Genomic DNA, 17,794 nt, shown 5'->3' on the forward strand with positions numbered 1-17,794 from the left:
CCCTTCGGCGGTTACGGCGTGAAGACGTGAGCGCGCCGAGGTCAGCGCGAGCGGCGCGACAGCCGCTCGACGTCCATCAGCACCACCGCGCGCGCCTCCAGCTTCAGCCAGCCGCGGCCGGCGAAGTCGGCGAGCGCCTTGTTGACCGTCTCGCGGGAGGCGCCGACCAGCTGGGCCAGCTCCTCCTGGGTGAGGTCGTGGGCGACGTGGATGCCCTCCTCGGACTGCACGCCGAACCGGCGGGAGAGGTCCAGCAGGGCCTTGGCGACGCGGCCGGGCACGTCGGAGAAGACCAGGTCGGACATCACGTCGTTGGTCCGGCGCAGGCGGCGGGCGATGGCCCGCAGCAGCGCGATGGAGACCTCGGGGCGGGCGTGCAGCCAGGGCTGCAGGTCGCCGTGGCCCAGGCCGAGCAGCTTGACCTCGGTCAGCGCGCTGGCGGTCGCGGTGCGCGGGCCCGGGTCGAACAGCGACAGCTCGCCGATCATCTCGCTGGGGCCGAGGACGGCGAGCATGTTCTCGCGTCCGTCCGGCGAGGCGCGGTGCAGCTTGACCTTGCCCTCGGCGACGACGTACAGCCGGTCGCCCGGGTCGCCCTCGTGGAACAGCGACTCACCACGGGCGAGGGTCACCTCGGTCATGGAAGCGCGCAGCTCGCCGGCCTGTTCGTCGTCGAGTGCCGCGAAGAGTGCGGCGCGCCGCAGAACGTCGTCCACGTGCTTCCTCCTTCTCGGCCGTTCGGCGGGTGGGCCGTCCGGCGCAAGTTCCGTACCGTGCTCTGCATCACCAAGCATGGCGCATGTCGCTCCGATCATATGAGGAGGGGGTGTGCCGAGGTGTGCCGTGCGGGGCCATTCGTACCGGCGGGTCACCGGGTGGGGCGTCGCGGGGGCGGCGCCTGGTCGAACGCCTGCTCGTGCGGTTCGAACAACGAATCGCCCACCGCCGTACGGGCGTAGAGGACGCTGTGGCCGGCCCGGTGGGCGCTGGTCGGACCCGCCGCGCGCAGGGCGGTCAGGTGCTGCGATACGCCGGCGGCGGACAAACCGGTGCGGCGGGTCGGCCAGGGCCGAGGCCTCGCCGGGGCGGGCGCTCGGCCCGTTCAGCCGGACCGGGCCGGGTTCAGCCGGTGAAGCCCAGCTCGCCGAGGGTCTTCTCGATCCGGGTGCGGTGCGCCGCCTCCCAGTCGTCCAGCGTCTCGGCGGCCTCCTTGGCCAGCTTGGCGCGGGCCGCCGCCAGGGCCTCGGCGCGCCGGGCGGCGGGCACCACCACGACCCCCTCCTCGTCGGCCACCACGATGTCACCGGCCGCCACCGGCACGCCGCCGCAGCGCACCCGGGCGCCGTGCGTGCCGAGCTCCCGCTTGGCCCCCGGGATCGGGATCACGCCGCGGGCGAAGACCGGGAAGCCCAGCTCCCGCACCTCGCCCAGATCCCGGATCAGGCCGTCGGCGACGAACGCCGCGACGCCCCGGCGCTGCGCGACGGCGCACACGTTGCCGCCGGCCAGCGCGTAGTCCAGGTCGCCTGACTCGACGACGATCACGGCGCCCGGCTCGGCCCGGTAGATCGCCGCGTGCAGCATCAGGTTGTCGCCGGGCGGGCACTGCACGGTGAACGCCGGGCCGGCCACCCGCGGCGCCCCCGCCCACAGCGGACGGATGCCGATGTCCATGACCTGGGCGCGCCCGAGCACGTCGGCCAGGGTGGTGGTGGGGATGTCCTTGAAGTCCTGGTCCATGCGTCCTCGTTCTTCGGTGGGCAGGCGGCGGCTGACCCGGGGCCGGCCGCCGCCGGTCACGCTAACCCGCGACGGTTCGGGCGAGGAAGGTCCTTCGGCCGGAGAACTCCACGGCTCGGGCGGGAGGGTCGGGCGGGGGTTCAGACGCGGAAGGCCGCGACGTAGCGGCGGGGGTCGCGGCGGAGGTCGGTGTCCCAGCGGGCCGTGGTCTGTTCGGCGAAGGTCTGCCCGGTGCGCAGCACTTCGTCGAGCGGGTCGAGGTAGTCGAGCACCTTCGGCTGTTCCAGGCCGGCGCGGACCCGGGCCCGCAGGCCTGCCCGGGCGAGCCGGACGAGTTCCGCCGCGAGTTCGCGGACCCGGTCGCCGCCGAGCATGGTGTCCAGGCCGTCGGCGGGGAGCCTGGCCTTCGCCGCGCGGTGCTCCGCCACGCCGTGGTGGCGCAGCAGTTCCCAGGCCGCCGTCCGCGAGGGCGGGTGGTAGGCGAGCCCCGCCCACAGCGCCGGTACGGCCGGGATGTGCCGGTACGGCGGGCCGTCCCCGGCCCGCAGTTCCAGGGTCCGGCGGACCCTGACGTCCGTCCAGATCTGCGACATGTGGGAGACCCAGTGGTCGAAGGTCGGCATGGTGCCGTCGTCGAAGCCCTGCCGCAGGATCTCGGCGAACGGCCGGTCGGGGGCGGGCCGGTACCGTCCGTCCGGGCCGCGGTAGTAGATCATCGGGATCCCCAGCGCCCAGTCGATGACGTCGTCGGCGTTCACGTCGGGCCGCAGCGCGGGCGGCAGGACGCCGCAGCGGCGCGGGTCCATCCGCAGCCAGTTCTGCGACCTGTGCGAGAGCAGCCCGTTCGACCGGCCGCCCTGCAGCGGCGAGTTGACGAGCAGTGCGGCGACCACCGGGGACGCGGCGGTCAGCATCCGCAGCTTCTGGGTGAAGTCCTCGTCGGACAGGTAGTCCAGGTGCACCTGGGTGGACAGCGACATCGACATGATCTTCGGGGCCCCGCTGCCGGCCTCGCCGATCCGGTCGAAGAAGTCGCGCATGACGGCACCGCGGAGCATCGGCACCCAGGAGACGGTGTCGAGCCGGTCGAAGGGGAGGTTGCCGCCGGGCAGGAGGGCCAGACCGAAGCGCCCGACGAGTTCCGCGAGGCGTTCCATCGTGGCCCGCATGTCGTCCACGGCCGTGGCCAGGTCGGCGGCCGGGACGGAGGAGTACTCGACCTGGCCGCCGTGTTCGAGCGTGATCTGGGCGGTGTCCGCCAGGTCCACGCCGGTCAGCCGGCCGTTGTCGCGCCGGTCCGTGCCGCCCCATTCGGCGAGGACGGCCTCCAGGACGGCCCGGACGCCGTTCTTCCCCTCGTAGGGGGCGGCCCGCCCGGTCTCCGGGTCGACGATGCCGTTCTCGATCTCCAGCCCGATCCGCTCGGTCGCGGCCGCGGCCGGGGCGAGCAGCGGTCCGAGGTCGTCGCGGTGCAGCGTCGCTCCCGTCGCCGGGCCGCCGCTCTGCTCGCCGGTTCGGCGCCGGGGCGCCGGTGCCGCGCTCACCCGGCCCGCAGCCGCGCGGTGTCGTCGGCGTGCTGCCCCCGGTCGATCACCTGGCCCACTACGGCCAGGGCCGACTGGGCGGCGCCCTGCATCCAGGCGTGCGCTCCGGACAGGTGCTCTCCGGCGAAGAAGATCCTCGGGTCGTCGGTCGGGTGCGGGGCGCCGAGCCCGGTCAGGTACCGGGTGTGCTCGCCGGGCGCGAGGTGGGCGAAGGCGCCGCCGCCCATGCCGACCTGGTCGTCCCAGTTCCAGTGCACGATGTCGTCCGCGTCGCGGAGGATGCCGGGGTGCAGCCGTTCCAGGCACTTCAGGACCAGCAGGTCGCGGTCGGCCGGCGGCAGGGTGGTGAAGCGGCGGGCGTTGGCCCCCCACAGGTAGGCGCCGACGAGCACCGCGGGCTCGTGGGAGCGCTGCGGGTCCCGGGCGGCCCAGCGCCGCCTGCCGACGGTGCTCCCGTTGGTCCGGCCGTCGACGGGCCGGGCGTTGTCCGACGGGTACCAGCACTGCTGGATCGGCATGTCGGTGAAGCTGCCGCCGCCGAAGATCCGGTCGTCCAGTTCCCAGCCGCGCCGCTTGGTGTGCACGAGCGTCTTCGTGCTGCTGGCGTAGCTGATGCCGCGGATCGCGTGGCGCTGGTGGTGGGGCAGGCCGGGTCGGAAGCTGATCTGGTCGAGGGCGGGGACGGGGACGCAGCAGACGACGAAGTCGACGTCCTCGGTGATCGTGCCGCCGAGGCGCCGCCCGTGCACCCGGACGCCCTGGCGGGTCAGCGAGAGTTCGTCGATCTGGGTGGACAGCTGGAGGGTCCTCGGCCGCAGCCGGCGTACGAACGCGTGCACCAGGCGGTCGGTGCCGTCGACCAGTTCGACCTGGCCCGCGTGGAACAGGCCGAAGTAGTCGACGAGGACCTCCAGCAGGGAGGACTGCTCGTAGTGGACCAGGCCGCTGGCGTGGCCGAGGAGGTCCCAGGCGTCCTGCGACAGGTGCTCGTGGACGTACTGCCACAGCGACACCGAGACGAGCCGGTCGAGCGCCGGGTCGTCCCAGTGGCCGTCCAGCACTCGCCGGCGCTGGTCGGGGGTGAGCGTCTCCCAGGCGGCCGTCAGCAGTCGGTCCAGGATCCGCCGCGGGTCCTGTTTCTCGGCGGCGCGCAGCGCGAACGCCGGGTGCAGCGCGTGCACCTCCTGGACGCGGGCGCGGTGGCCGCGCAGGTGGTAGTAGGCGTCCGGGTTGAAGTTGACGAACGGCCTGGTCCGCAGGCCGAACTGGGACACGTAGTGGAGGACGCAGTGGTGGTTCCCGGGGATGCGCATGGCGCCCAGGTCGGCGTGCGTGCCGTCCCAGAAGCGGTGCGTGCGCACCCGTCCGCCGGGTTGGTTCGACCGCTCGTACAGGACGATGCCGAAACCCCGGCGCTGGAGCTCGTAGGCGGCGACGAGGCCCGCCACCCCGGCCCCGATCACCGCGACCCGCCCGGTGGCGCCGGTCACCGGGCGCAGCAGGCTGCTGGGAAAGGCGAAGCTCTCGTCGAACATGGGCACCTCGCGTCGTCGTAGCCCTCAGACTGGGGCAGCCCGTCGTCGCGAGCCACCAGACGGCGCCCATCCGAACGTCGGTCCGCGGCTGCCGCGGGCTCCGGTGATCCGCTGCCCGCCGTGGGCCGTTCGGCGTAGCCTTCGTGCATGGCAGAGAGCAAGGTCCGGGCGGCGGCGGCACCGAAGGCGAAGGCCGTGCCGGGGGTGAAGCCGGGGAAGCCGGAGTCGCACCTGGCGATGGTGCGGCGGGCGCGGCGGATCAACCGCGAGTTGACGGAGCTGTACCCGTACGCGCATCCGGAGCTGGACTTCGAGAACCCGTTCCAGCTGCTGGTGGCGACCGTGCTGTCGGCGCAGACGACGGACCTGCGGGTGAACCAGACGACGCCGGCGCTGTTCGCGAAGTACCCGACGCCGGAGGACATGGCGGCGGCGAACCCGGAGGAGCTGGAGGAGGTCATCCGCCCGACCGGGTTCTTCCGGAACAAGGCGAAGTCGCTGATCGGCCTCTCGATCGCCCTGCGCGACGACTTCGGCGGCGAGGTCCCGGGCCGCCTGGACGACCTGGTGACGCTGCCGGGCGTGGGCCGCAAGACCGCCAACGTGGTCCTCGGCAACGCCTTCGGGGTGCCCGGGATCACCGTGGACACGCATTTCGGGCGGCTGGCCCGGCGGTTCGGCTGGACCGCCGAGGAGGACCCGGTGAAGGTCGAGGCGGCCGTCGCCGAGATCTTCCCGAAGTCGGAGTGGACGATGCTGTCGCACCGGGTGGTCTTCCACGGCCGCCGGATCTGCCACTCCCGCAAGCCCGCCTGCGGCGCCTGCCCGGTCGCGCCGCTCTGCCCGTCGTACGGGGAGGGCGAGACCGACCCGGAGAAGGCGCGCAAGCTGCTCAAGTACGAGCTGGGCGGGCAGCCCGGGCAGCGGCTGAGGCCGCCGGGGGACTTCCCCGGGGAGGCCGCCGCCCGGGCCGACGCCGCCGGGCACCAGGGGCGGATCGCGGACCTGGCGGTGGGCGAGTGACCCGCGAGGCACGGCGGGCGCCGGAGCCGTCGGCGGTGCGGGTGGTCGAGGGGGACGGCCTGCCGGCCTGGCTGGAGCCGGTGCGGGAGGCGGCCGAGCGGGTGCTGCCGGAGCAGCTGAGCCGCTTCCTGCCGCCGGTGGAGGGCGGCCGGGCGGCGGCGGTGCTGATGCTGTTCGGCGAGGGCCTGGACGGGCCGGACCTGCTGCTGATCGAGCGGGCCCGCTCGCTGCGCTCGCACGCCGGGCAGCCGTCCTTCCCGGGCGGCGCGCTGGATCCGGAGGACGGTGACCCGGACGGCCCGGGCCCGGTCGCGGCGGCGCTGCGCGAGGCCTGGGAGGAGACCGGGCTGGACCCGGCCGGGGTGCAGGTGTTCGCGGTGCTGCCGGCGCTGTACATCCCGGTCAGCCGGTTCGTGGTGACCCCGGTGCTGGGCTGGTGGCGCGAGGAGTCGCCGGTGCGGCCGGTGGACCAGGGGGAGACCGGCGCGGTGTTCCGGGTGTCGGTCGCCGATCTGGCCGACCCGGCGAACCGGGTGCGGCTGCGCCACCCGTCCGGGCACGTGGGGCCGGCCTTCGCGGTGGCCGGGCGGCTGGTCTGGGGGTTCACGGCCGGGGTGATCGACCGGGTGCTGCACCACGGCGGGCTGGAGCTGCCCTGGGACCCGTCCCGGATCGTCGACCTCTCGGACGAGGCGCTGGCCCTGGTGCAGGGCGATCTCGACCACTCCCGGGCGCTGCCGGGCGGCGACGCCGGTCCCACGTGAGGGGCCGTCTGCGCGGCCGGGCCGCGGGCCGTGGGAGGGTGTCCGGGTGAACGTCCTGGATGTGCTGCTGATCGCCGCTGCCGTGGCATTCGCCGTGTCGGGCTACCGGCAGGGCTTCGTGGTGGGTGTCCTGTCCCTGGTCGGCTTCCTGGGCGGCGGCCTGCTGGCCGTCCAGCTGCTGCCGCTGCTGCTCGACCACCTCAGCCCGGGCACCACGGCCTCGGTGGTGGCCGTGGTGGTGGTGATCGTGTGCGCCGCGATCGGCCAGGCGGTGACCGCGCACTTCGGCTGGAAGCTCCGGGGCCACATCGGCCGCCGTCCGGCGCGGGTGCTGGACGCGACCGGCGGCGCGGCCGTGAACGTGGTCTCGATGCTGCTGGTGGCCTGGCTGATCGGCTCGGCGCTGGCCGGGGCGTCGCTGCCGACGGTGTCCAAGCAGGTCCGCTCCTCGGCGATCCTCGGCGGCGTGCAGAACGCGCTGCCCGACGACGCGCCGAACTGGTTCTCGGACTTCTCCAAGGTGCTGGCCCGCAACGGCTTCCCGCAGGTCTTCAACCCCTTCGAGCACGAGCCGATCACCCAGGTCGACACCCCCGACCCGGCGCTGGCCGGCAGCCCGGCGGTGGCGCGGGCCAAGCAGAGCCTGGTCAAGGTGGTCGGCACCGCCACCTCCTGCAGCAAGACCCTGGAGGGCAGCGGTTTCGTCTTCGCCCCGCACCGGGTGATGACCAACGCCCACGTGGTCGGCGGGGTCGACGAGCCGACCGTGCAGATCGGCGGGGTCGGTCAGCTGTACGACGCGACGGTGGTCCGCTACGACTGGCAGCGCGACATCGCCGTCCTGGACGTCCCCAAGCTGAACGCGCCCCCGCTGGCGTTCGCGGGCGAGGCGAAGACCAACGACAGCGCGATCGTGGCGGGTTTCCCGGAGAACGGCGCCTTCAACGTCCAGCCGGCCCGTATCCGCGGCCGGATCCAGGCCAACGGCCCGGACATCTACCACCGCGGCCAGGTGGTCCGCGACGTCTACTCGGTCCGCTCGCTGGTCCGCCAGGGCAACAGCGGCGGCCCGCTGCTCACCCCGGACGGCCAGGTCTACGGCGTGGTGTTCGCCAAGTCGCTGGACAGCGCCGACACCGGGTACGTGCTGACCGCGGCCGAGGTGCGGGAGGACGCGGAGAGGGGCAGCACCGCGAGCACCCCGGTGGACACCCAGGGCTGCGCGCTCTGACCGGGCCGCGGGGCGGTCCGACGCGCCGGGTCCGACGATCCGATATCCGTCACACCGTCAGTCCGCCCTGGTAGCCTCTGCCGCGCTCACCCGTTCGGCTCAACCGGGCGCCGTCCCGGAGTGAGTCTTACGGGAGGTCGTGGTAGTCCGATGATGGGTCACTCGCACGCGGTCAGTGGGGCGATGCTGTACGCCGCCTCCGCGCCGTTCCTGCCCCCGCTGCTGCTGCACACCACGCTGCAGCCGGCGGACATACTGATGGGCACGGTGCTGTGCGCGGGGGCGGCCCTGCTGCCGGACCTCGACCACCACGACGGCTCGATCGCCAACTTCCTGGGGCCGATCTCCAAGGCGCTCTGCCGCTTCGTGGCCTGGGCCTCCGGCGGGCACCGGCACGCCACCCACTCGCTGCTGTTCGTCGCGCTGATGGGCGCCGGCACCTGGGCGGGCGTCACCTACCTGGGCCGCAACTTCACCCTGGTGCTGACGTTCTTCCTGATCGCGCTCGCGATCCGGGCGCTGCGGCTCTGCCCGCCGGGGGACGGCCCGGAGAGCTGGATCACCGTCATCGGGCTGTCCGCGCTCGGCACCTTCGGGATGAACACCTGGATGCCGAACTCGCCGGGCTGGCTGCCGTACGCGGTGGCGCTGGGCACCCTGGCGCACCTGCTGGGCGACTGCCTGACCAAGAAGGGCGCGCCGCTGCTCTGGCCGCACAAGGAGCGCTACGAGGTGGTGCTGATCAAGCGCAGCGGCAACAACGTCGAGACCAAGGTGCTGGTGCCGATCATGTCGGTGGCGACCTTCGTCCTGCTCTGGTTCACCGCGGTGTCGCCGACGCTCGTGAACTGACCGGCGGGACTGGCCGGCCAGCCGACCCGACCGGCGGGACTGACCGGCCGAACCGATTGGTCGGCCGGAACCGGTCCGCCGGACCGGCCGGACGACGCGGCGCGAGGCCGCAGGTCTCGCGCCGCAGTCGTGCGCCGACCCAGCGGGCGCGCCGGCCGAGGATGCGGGGGATGCCGAGCTGCCGCTGCGCCGGGCGTGGACGGCGGTCGGGGCCGTCGTAGCCGAGGTCGTCCGCCCAGTCGGGGCGGTGGGCGGAGCGCTGGGAGCTGTTGTGGCGTCGGGCGCGCGGGGCGCCGCCGCGATCGGGCATCCAGGTCATACCGGAATGGATGCCCCTGGGCCGGTGGGGGTAACCGCCGGGCGCGCGTCGAAATTGGCCTATGCGGTTGTCATATGTGCGTCAGATCAAGGGAGTTGGGACCAAGGGCCCTTCCCTCCCGGCCCCTTCACCGCTCCTGCACCATCACTCCTTGTGACGGCCGACCCAGTCCAGCAGCTCCGCGGTGAACTGCTCCGGGGCCTCCTCGTGCGGGAAGTGCCCGACCCCCGGCATCAGCCGCCAGCGGTACGGCGCCGCCACGTACTCGCCGCCGCCCAGCGCGGTGTGCGACAGCAGCACCGGGTCCGCCGCGCCCTGGACGTGCAGGGTCGGCGCCGTGATCGGCTTCTTCATCCGCCGGGCGAACTGGATGCCGTCCGGGCGCGCCATCGAGCGCAGCAGCCAGCGGTACGGCTCGATCGAGCAGTGCGCCGTGCTGGGGATCTGGATGGCCTGCCGGTACGCGTGCACCGCCTCCTCGTCCAGCCGGTTCGGACCGGCCCAGGCGTCCAGGTAGCGGCCGACCAGCGCGGCGTCGTCGGCCACCAGACGGCGTTCCGGTATCCACGGCCGCTGGAAGCCCAGCACGTGTTCGAAGGCGGCCGCCTGGCGGCGGTCGGTCAGCAGGGCCCGGCGCAGGTCCCGGGGGTGCGCGGCGGAGACCACGGTGAGGCTCTGGATCACCGACGGGCGCATCACCGCCGCCACCCAGGCCAGCGTGCCGCCGGCGGCGTGCCCGACCAGGTGCGCCCGGCGCTCGCCGAGCGAGCGGATCACCCCGGTGATGTCCAGGGCGAGGTTGCCCGGGTCGTACCCGCGCGGGGTGCGGTCGCTGCCGCCGACACCCCGCAGGTCGAGCGCCACCGCCCGGTAGCCGGCCTCGGCGAGCGCGGTCAGCTGGTGGCGCCAGGCCCACCAGTACTCGGGCCAGCCGTGCACCAGCAGCACCAGCGGGCCCGAGCCCAGCTCGGCGATGTGGAACCGGGCGCCGTTGGCCGCGAGGTCGCGGTGCGTCCACGGGCCGCTCTGCCGGACGCTCCAGGCCTCGGCGCCGCCGTCGGGGGTGGTGCCGGGGGCCTCCTCGGCGGGCTCCCCCCCGGGTGCCAGGTCGGGTCCGGAGTCGGCGGACGGCTGCGCGGATACGGGCTTCTGGTCAAGCGGCATACCGAGAGCGTGTCACATCCGTGCGCCGGACGGCGCCCGGCGCTCGCTCCCGGCGGGTCCGGGCGGGCGGCGTGCACCGCCACCGGACGGACGGTTACGGGATGCGGCCCAGGGCCCGGTCGATCTCCTCCTTGGTGGCCGGGCGCGGCCGGGCGTTCTTCAGCACGTCGGCGGTCTTCTGGGCGCCCTCGATGGTGCGGTGCGGCTTCTCGATCCGCTTGAACGAGCGCCAGGCCATCAGCCCGAGCAGCACCGCGAGCAGCAGGTAGGCGCCGGCCACGATGAGGAACGACCAGCCGAGCGACAGGCCCAGCGCGTGGATGCCGAAGGCCGCCGCGGCGCTCAGCATCGGGACGGCGGCCAGCGCCACCACGGCGGCGACGCCCAGCGAGACGCCCCCGGAGACGCCGCGCTTGACGTCCGCCCGGATCTCGGCCTTGGCGAGCGCGATCTCGTCGTGGACGAGTGCGGACAGGTCGGCGGTGGCCGCCGCGAACAGCTGCCCCACCGAACGCTCGCCCTCGTAGGGCGCCCGGCCGTTGCTGGACGGGTCTGCGGCTCCTGCGGGCATCAGCGGTTCTCCTCTGCGGCTGTGCGGCGTGACGCCGCCGCGTGGTGCGGTTCGGGGGGCCGGAGGGGCCCGGAGGCGTCAGTGGACTGTCGACAGCTCAGAATCATGCCCCTACCGGTCAGTCGCACACCACTCCGGGGCCCCGCCGGGGGGACGTGTCCGGGCTCTGCCGGGCCGCCGGCGGGCCTCAGCGGGGCTTCTCCGGCCCCTCGCCGTCGGGTCGCGGGGCGAGCCCGGCGGCCCGGGCCCGCCAGGCCGGGTCGTCCTCCTGGTAGACGTCCGGGACGCCGTCGCCGTCCACGTCCCGGTCCTCCTCCTCGCACAGATCGCGGTAGTGCCGGTTGCGGAGCTTGAGCAGCACGGTGGCCACCGTCGCACAGAGCAGCGAGCCGACCAGGACGGCCGTCTTGGAGAGGTCGGCGAGGGCCAGGTCGTCGCGGAACGCCAGTTCGCTGATCAGCAGCGAGACGGTGAAGCCGATGCCCGCGAGCACCGAGACCGCGAACATGTCGGCCCACCTGAGCTTCGGGTTCAGCTCGGCCCGGGTGAACCGGGCGGCCAGCCAGGTGCCGCCGAATATGCCCACCGTCTTGCCGACCAGCAGGCCGATGACGATGCCGAGCGGCGTGGCCTGGGTGAACACCTCGCGCAGCGACGGGCCGGAGATCGTCACCCCGGCGGCGAACAGTGCGAACACCGGGACGGCCAGGCCGGCCGAGAGCGGGCGGACCAGGTGCTCGATGTGCTCGCCGGGGGAGTGCTGCTCGTCGCCCTCCCGGTGGCAGCGCAGCATCAGGCCCATCGCGACGCCCGCGACCGTGGCGTGGATGCCGCTCTCGTGCATCAGCGCCCAGTTCACGACGGCCAGCGGCACGAACAGGTACCAGCCGTGCACCCCGCGCCGGTGCAGGAACCAGAACAGCACCAGGCCGGCGAAGGCCAGGCCGAGCGCCCAGAACCTGATGCCGGAGCTGTAGAAGACCGCGATGATCAGGATCGCGATCAGGTCGTCCACCACGGCGAGGGTGAGCAGGAAGGCGCGCAGGGCGGACGGCAGGTGGCTGCCGACCACGGCCAGCACGCCGAGCGCGAAGGCGATGTCGGTGGCGGTCGGGATGGCCCAACCGCTGGGGTGACCGCCGCTGCCCGAGTTGACGAGCGCGAAGAGGATCGCCGGCAGCGCGACGCCGCAGACGGCGGCCACCACCGGGAGCAGCGCGGCGCTCGGGGTGCGCAGCTCGCCCGCGACGAACTCGCGCTTGAGCTCGATCCCGGCCACGAAGAAGAAGATCGTCAGCAGGCCGTCCTTGGCCCAGTTGCCGAGGGTGAGGTCGAGGTGCAGCGGGGCGGAGGGCCCGACGGTGTAGTCGAGGACGCTCTCGTAGGCGTGCGGCCAGACGTTGGCCCAGACCAGCGCGGCCACGGCGGCGAGCAGCAACAGCACGCCGCCGACCGTCTCGGTGCGCAGGGCGTCGGTGATGAACGTCCGCTCGGGCAGGGACAGTCGGCCGAGCAGCTGCCGGCGGCGGGTCGTCGGCTCGTGGACGGGCGGCTGGTCGGTCACGAGGACCTCCTGAGGGGCTGGGAGCGGCAACGGATGCACGTGTGGTGCAGTTGCCGACCAGACTTCCCGGCGCGCCCTGTGACGCTCGGACTCCCGTTCAGGGATCTTGATGCGTCGTTAACAGTCTAGGGGATCGTTCGGGTGACATCCGGATTGTCCTATTCAAGGACTTAAGCCCTGCGGGTGGGTTCCGCACTCCGGAGGAGCAGTGGCACGGCACCCGAATGGCCCAGGCCGGGCGCAGACGGGTGAACGCGGCACCGTCGGTCGCGGGGCACCGCCCGCTCCCGGCCGCCCCGCTGCACACCCCGGCGGCCGACCGGAAGGGGGCTTCAGACCCGCGGCATGGCTGTGCCCCGGGCGGTGACCACCGCCCGGGGCACGCTTCACCGTGTCGGCCGGCTCAGCCGTTGCCACCCGCCGGCGGCAGCTGGGCCTGGATCTGGCTCATCACCGTGCTGTCGGCGAGGGTGGTGGTGTCACCGACCTCGCGGCCCTCGGCGATGTCGCGCAGCAGACGGCGCATGATCTTGCCGGAGCGGGTCTTCGGCAGCTCGCCGACCACCTTGACCTGCTTCGGCTTGGCGATCGGGCCGAGCGTGCGGCCGACGTGCGCGCGCAGCTCCTCGACCAGCTCCGGGCTCTCGGTGGCGCCGCCGCGCAGGATCACGAAGGCGACGATGGCCTGGCCGGTGGTGGCGTCCGTGGCGCCGACCACGGCGGACTCGGCCACCGACGGGTGGCCGACCAGGGCCGACTCGACCTCGGTGGTGGAGATGTTGTGGCCCGAGACGAGCATGACGTCGTCGACCCGGCCGAGCAGCCAGATGTCGCCGTCCTCGTCCTTCTTGGCGCCGTCACCGGCGAAGTAACGGCCCGCGAAGCGCGACCAGTAGGTGTCGATGTAGCGCTGGTCGTCGCCCCAGATGGTGCGCAGCATGGACGGCCACGGCTCGGTGAGCACCAGGTAGCCGCCGGAGCCGTTCGGGACCTCGTTGGCCTCGTCGTCGACCACGGTGGCCGCGATGCCCGGCAGGGCGCGCTGGGCCGAGCCCGGCTTGGTCTCGGTGACGCCCGGCAGCGGGCTGATCATCATGGCGCCGGTCTCGGTCTGCCACCAGGTGTCCACGATCGGGGTCTTGCCGGCGCCGATGTGCTCGCGGTACCAGATCCAGGCCTCGGGGTTGATCGGCTCGCCGACGCTGCCCAGCACCCGCAGCGAGGACAGGTCGAACTTCGCGGGGATGTCGTCGCCCCACTTCATGAAGGTGCGGATCGCGGTCGGCGCGGTGTAGAGGATCGTCACGCCGTACTTCTGGACGATCTCCCAGAACCGGCCCTGGTGCGGGGTGTCCGGGGTGCCCTCGTAGATGACCTGGGTGGCGCCGTTGGAGAGCGGGCCGTAGACGATGTACGAGTGGCCGGTGACCCAGCCGATGTCGGCGGTGCACCAGTAGACGTCGGTCTCCGGCTTGAGGTCGAAGACCGCGTGGTGGGTGTAGCTGGCCTGGGTGAGGTAGCCGCCCGAGGTGTGCAGGATGCCCTTGGGCTTACCGGTGGTGCCCGAGGTGTAGAGGATGAACAGCGGGTGCTCGGCGTCGTGCGCCTCGGGGGCGTGCTCGGTGGACTGGCGCGCGGTGATCTCGTGCCACCAGACGTCGCGGCCCTCGGTCCAGGAGATCTCCTGCCCGGTGCGGCGGATCACCAGGACGTGCTCGACGCCGTCGACCTTGGTGAGCGCCTCGTCGATGGCCGGCTTGAGCGCGGACGGCTTGCCGCGGCGGTAGCCGCCGTCGGCGGTGATGACCAGCTTGGCCTGGGCGTCCTCGATGCGGGAGGCGACGGCGTCGGCGGAGAAGCCGCCGAAGACCACCGAGTGGGTGGCGCCGATCCGGGCGCAGGCGAGCATCGCGACGACCGCCTCGGCGATCATCGGCAGGTAGACCGCGACCCGGTCGCCCTTGCGGACGCCGAGCTCCAGCAGCGCGTTGGCGGCCTGCGAGACCTCGTCCTTGAGCTGGGCGTAGGTGATCGAGCGGCTGTCGCCGGGCTCGCCCTCGAAGTGGATCGCGACCCGGTCGCCGAGACCGGCCTCGACGTGGCGGTCGACGCAGTTGTAGGCCACGTTGAGCTTGCCGTCGGCGAACCACTTGGCGAAGGGCGGGTTGGACCAGTCCAGCGTCTCGGTCGGCTCGACGGCCCAGCTGAGGCGGCGGGCCTGCTCGGCCCAGAAGCCCAGGCGGTCCTCGGAGGCCTGCGCGTACGCGGCCGCGGTGACGTTGGCGGCGGCGGCGAGCTCTGCCGGCGGGGCGAATCGCCGCTCCTCCTTGAGCAGGTTGGCCAGGCTCTCGTTGCTCAACGCGCACTCCTCATCGAGTCATGATCGGAGACGATCCCGTGCGTGGGGATTGTCCCGTGTGTCCCAGCGCACAGCTCACCAGGCGAATGGGGCACTTGACAAGAGCCTCCGGGTAATTGGTGTAGACCTTTGACCGACAGTCGAACGGACCATCATACGGCGCACCGCCTCGGGGCGGTGCGCCGTACGACGGCCGGAGGGCCCGTGCCCCGGCCCGCCCGGCGGGGACACGGGCCCGGCTCTCAGGCGGCCAGCCAGGGGCCGTCCTCGGTGCCGTCGGTGGGAACCCGGCCGTCCTCATTCACCCGTTCGGGCGTGTCGCCCGCCACCGGCCCGGCCGGCGGTGTCCTCGGCGCTGCCGGGCCGGCCGTGGTTGCGGCCGCTGCCGTCCCGATGCGCGCCTCGATCGGACTGAACGTCCCCTCGGCCCGGTCGAGCACGTAGGCCTGGGCGGTCGCGAAGTCGAAGTACATCCCGACCAGCCGCAGGGTGCCCTCCTCCACCCGGCGCTCCACGGCCGGGTTGGCCAGCAGCTGGTCCAGCTGCTGGACCACGTTGGTGATGCAGAGTTGTTCCACCAGGTCCACCACCGGCCGCGCGTCGAACCCGGCGGGGACCCGGCGGAGCCGGTCCAGCGAGCCGCGGCCGTTGCGCAGCCAGCGGGCCAGCGGGGTGGGCGGCCCTGGGCGCTCGTGCACGCCGTCCAGCAGGGCCTTCATCGCGCCGCAGCCGGAGTGGCCGCAGACCGTGATCGAGCCGACCTCCAGGACCTCGACCGCGTACTGCACCGCGGCCGCCACCGAGTCGTCGGCCGCGCCGGGCTCGTACGGGGCCGGTACCAGGTTGCCGACGTTGCGGACGGTGAACAGGTCCCCCGGGCCGCTGTTGGTGATCATGCTGGTGACCATCCGGGAGTCCGCGCAGGTCAGGAACAGCTGGGAGGGTGTCTGCCCCTCCCGGGCCAGCCGGGCGAGTTCGGGCCGGATCAGCGGGGCGGTGTGCTGCTGGAACACCCGGACGCCGTCCAGCAGCCGGCCGTGCGGATCCTCCTGCTGCTCGATGCAGTGGTGGCCGACCCAGGGCGTCCAGGCCCGGCAGCGGTGCGGGCCGGGTGAACTGCCCGCCCGGACGGTGCCGTCGGGGTCGAGCACCTCGTCGTCCCTGCGGCGCGTCACCATCGAGACCCGTCCGCCCGCGGCCTGGTGGCCCGTCCGCCAGCTGTGCAGCGTCTCGTACGCGGCGTGGTCCAGGAAGGAGCCGTCGTGGACCACGGTGACCTCGGCGCCGGAGGGGATCCCGGCCAGCGCCCGGCTCAGCCGGGGTACGGCGGTGAAGGTGAGCGGCCCGTGCGTCTGGACGGTGACCGCGCCGGCCGGGCCGGCCAGCACGTCCACGTGGGCGCGGGTCAGCCGGTAGAGCGCGAGCAGCACGGCGGTGCCGGCGCCGAGCGCGACGCCCCACAGCACGCCGAGCGCCACCACGCCGAGCACGGTGGTCAGGTAGACCGGGAACTCGCGGTGCCGGTGCACGTTGCGGATGTGCGCGAAGCTCACCATCTGCAGCCCGACCACCAGCACCAGCGCGGCCAGCGCGGCCAGCGGGATCCGGCGCAGCCCGCCGGTCAGCGCCAGTGCGGCGGCGAGCACCCAGACGCCGTGCAGCACCGAGGACCACCTGGTCTGGCCGCCGGCCCGCACGTTGGCGGTGCTGCGGACGGCGCCGCCGGCGACGGGCAGCCCGCCGACCAGCCCGCTGACGATGTTGGCCAGGCCCTGGCCGCGCAGTTCGCGGTCGAGGTCGCCGGTACGGCGGGACATCCGGTCGACCGCGACGGCGGACAGCAGCGACTCCACGCCGGCGACGGCGGTGACGGTCAGGACGGCGGCCAGCACCCCGGCCAGCGGGCCGTGCGGCAGTGCGGGCACGAGGGCGTGCGGCTGCCAGGCGGGCAGCCCGATGTGGGCGAGCCGCAGGTCCAGGGCCAGGGCGAGCGCGGTCGCGGTGGCGACGGCGGCCAGCGGGCCCGGCACCTTGGCCAGCCTGGCGCCGAACTCGCCCGCGCGGCCGGGGAGCCGGCCGAGTCGGGGCCAGCCCAGCAGGACGGCCACGGTCACCGAGCCGGCCAGCAGCGCGGGCGGGTGCGGCCCGGCCAACTGGCCTGGCAGCGCCAGGAGGTTGGCGATCGCGGAGCTCTGCGGGGAGCCGCCGAGGACGACGTGCAGCTGCGCGATGGCGATGGTGAGCCCGACCCCGGCCAGCATGCCGTGCACGATGGCGGGCGAGACGGCGAGCGCGGTCCGGGCCACCCGGCGCAGGCCGAGCAGGAGTTGGAGCAGCCCGGCGGCCAGGGTGATGGCGCAGGTGGCCCGCCACCCGTACTGGACGATCAGTCCGGCGGTGATCACGGTCAGCGCGGCCGAGGGGCCGCTGACCTGGAGCGGGGTGCCGCCGAACAGTCCGACGACGATGCCGCCGACGGCCGCGGCGGCGAGGCCGGCGGTGAGCGGGGCACCGGTGGCGAGCGCGATGCCGAGGGAGAACGGCACGGCGATCAGGAAGACCACCAGGGAGGCGGAGAGGTCCTGGGCCCAGCGGGCCTTGGTGCCGGGGCCCGGTGGTGCGTGGTCGGTGGTGTCGGAGGCGATGGGGGCGCTGGAGATGTCGAGGGTCACTGTCTTCCCGTCTGTCCGGGGGAACGAACGCAGTCAGGTCCGGCGGTGGGTGGGGCTCCGGGGCGGATCGGCTGTCGTGGGTCGCGACGGTGTGGCGGGATGGCGTGGGCGCGGCGGGGAGTGCGGGTGTCACCGGCCGGACCTTGACCATCAGGGCCCGCCAGGGGCCTGGGCGAGGTGCGGGACGTCTCGCCGAGGGCCGTCGGGACGGACCATCAAGACTCGGTAAACCGAGGGTAATGAAAGCTTTGCACAGCGTCATTCCGAGAGGGAAGGGGAAAACCCCCTTATTCACCCCATTGGGTGGTGTTCGAACCGCTGGGAATCTGCTGGCGGCGCCGGGCGGTCCGGACATGCGGAACGGGCCGTGGCCCTCCCCCCGGGCCGGGGGGAGGGCCAAACCCACCGCGAGGAGCGGGCGGCGCAACAAGGTAACACACCACGCGCGCCGGCGCG

Annotated in this window: 13 protein-coding genes and 1 pseudogene; 4 read left to right on the top strand and 10 right to left on the bottom strand. The window is 73.6% G+C overall.

Going from position 1 to position 17,794, the window contains the following annotated elements:
• Positions 1-41: 41 nt before the first annotated feature.
• From ACFV6I_RS25270 to ACFV6I_RS25290, 5 genes and pseudogenes are all read right to left on the bottom strand, one after another.
• Positions 42-716, bottom strand: a complete 675-nt coding sequence (locus tag ACFV6I_RS25270) for a Crp/Fnr family transcriptional regulator (protein WP_030240972.1) — start codon at positions 714-716, stop codon at positions 42-44.
• Positions 717-868: 152 nt separating this feature from the next.
• A pseudogene (locus tag ACFV6I_RS25275) lies at positions 869-1,057 on the bottom strand (transcriptional regulator); the annotation flags it as partial.
• Between the two features lie 65 nt (positions 1,058-1,122).
• Positions 1,123-1,740: an RraA family protein gene (locus ACFV6I_RS25280; RefSeq protein WP_380427764.1), complete on the bottom strand. Its 618-nt coding sequence runs from the start codon at positions 1,738-1,740 to the stop codon at positions 1,123-1,125.
• A gap of 140 nt (positions 1,741-1,880) precedes the next feature.
• Complete coding sequence (locus ACFV6I_RS25285; RefSeq protein WP_380427766.1) at positions 1,881-3,284, bottom strand: glutamate-cysteine ligase family protein; 1,404 nt, start codon at positions 3,282-3,284, stop codon at positions 1,881-1,883.
• Complete coding sequence (locus tag ACFV6I_RS25290) at positions 3,281-4,819, bottom strand: FAD-dependent oxidoreductase (protein WP_063348667.1); 1,539 nt, start codon at positions 4,817-4,819, stop codon at positions 3,281-3,283. Before ACFV6I_RS25290 ends, ACFV6I_RS25285 begins: the two co-directional genes overlap by 4 nt.
• 147 nt (positions 4,820-4,966) lie before the next feature.
• Between ACFV6I_RS25290 and nth the strand changes: the two genes are divergently transcribed.
• The 4 genes from nth (at position 4,967) to ACFV6I_RS25310 (ending at position 8,689) form a co-directional block, all read left to right on the top strand.
• A complete protein-coding gene (gene nth, locus ACFV6I_RS25295) occupies positions 4,967-5,842 on the top strand; it encodes an endonuclease III (RefSeq protein ID WP_363370497.1) in 876 nt (291 codons plus the stop codon).
• Positions 5,839-6,606, top strand: a complete 768-nt coding sequence (locus ACFV6I_RS25300) for an NUDIX hydrolase (RefSeq protein WP_380427769.1) — start codon at positions 5,839-5,841, stop codon at positions 6,604-6,606. Before nth ends, ACFV6I_RS25300 begins: the two co-directional genes overlap by 4 nt.
• Before the next feature lie 46 nt (positions 6,607-6,652).
• Complete coding sequence (locus ACFV6I_RS25305) at positions 6,653-7,837, top strand: MarP family serine protease (protein ID WP_063348670.1); 1,185 nt, start codon at positions 6,653-6,655, stop codon at positions 7,835-7,837.
• A 150-nt stretch (positions 7,838-7,987) separates the two neighbouring features.
• Positions 7,988-8,689 carry a metal-dependent hydrolase gene (locus tag ACFV6I_RS25310; protein WP_063348671.1) on the top strand — a complete coding sequence of 234 codons (702 nt, stop codon included), beginning with the start codon at positions 7,988-7,990 and terminating at the stop codon, positions 8,687-8,689.
• 463 nt (positions 8,690-9,152) lie between these two features.
• On the opposite strand, the gene ACFV6I_RS25315 is transcribed toward ACFV6I_RS25310, so the two are convergent.
• The 5 genes from ACFV6I_RS25315 to ACFV6I_RS25335 form a co-directional block, all read right to left on the bottom strand.
• Positions 9,153-10,172, bottom strand: a complete 1,020-nt coding sequence (locus ACFV6I_RS25315; protein ID WP_380427771.1) for an alpha/beta fold hydrolase — start codon at positions 10,170-10,172, stop codon at positions 9,153-9,155.
• A gap of 94 nt (positions 10,173-10,266) precedes the next feature.
• Positions 10,267-10,743 carry a phage holin family protein gene (locus tag ACFV6I_RS25320; RefSeq protein WP_063348673.1) on the bottom strand — a complete coding sequence of 159 codons (477 nt, stop codon included), beginning with the start codon at positions 10,741-10,743 and terminating at the stop codon, positions 10,267-10,269.
• A gap of 187 nt (positions 10,744-10,930) precedes the next feature.
• Positions 10,931-12,307, bottom strand: coding sequence for a Na+/H+ antiporter NhaA (nhaA, locus tag ACFV6I_RS25325; protein ID WP_380427773.1), 1,377 nt, complete (start codon positions 12,305-12,307; stop codon positions 10,931-10,933).
• Positions 12,308-12,710: 403 nt separating this feature from the next.
• On the bottom strand, positions 12,711-14,666 hold the full coding sequence (acs, locus tag ACFV6I_RS25330; protein ID WP_063348674.1) for an acetate--CoA ligase: 1,956 nt from the start codon (positions 14,664-14,666) through the stop codon (positions 12,711-12,713).
• A gap of 242 nt (positions 14,667-14,908) precedes the next feature.
• Positions 14,909-17,338 (bottom strand): SulP family inorganic anion transporter, encoded by a 2,430-nt coding sequence (locus ACFV6I_RS25335; protein WP_380427775.1) that lies wholly within the window; start codon positions 17,336-17,338, stop codon positions 14,909-14,911.
• Positions 17,339-17,794: the final 456 nt, after the last annotated feature.

It is taken from the genome of Kitasatospora sp. NPDC059803, from assembly GCF_042732255.1.
Classification (GTDB): domain Bacteria; phylum Actinomycetota; class Actinomycetes; order Streptomycetales; family Streptomycetaceae; genus Kitasatospora.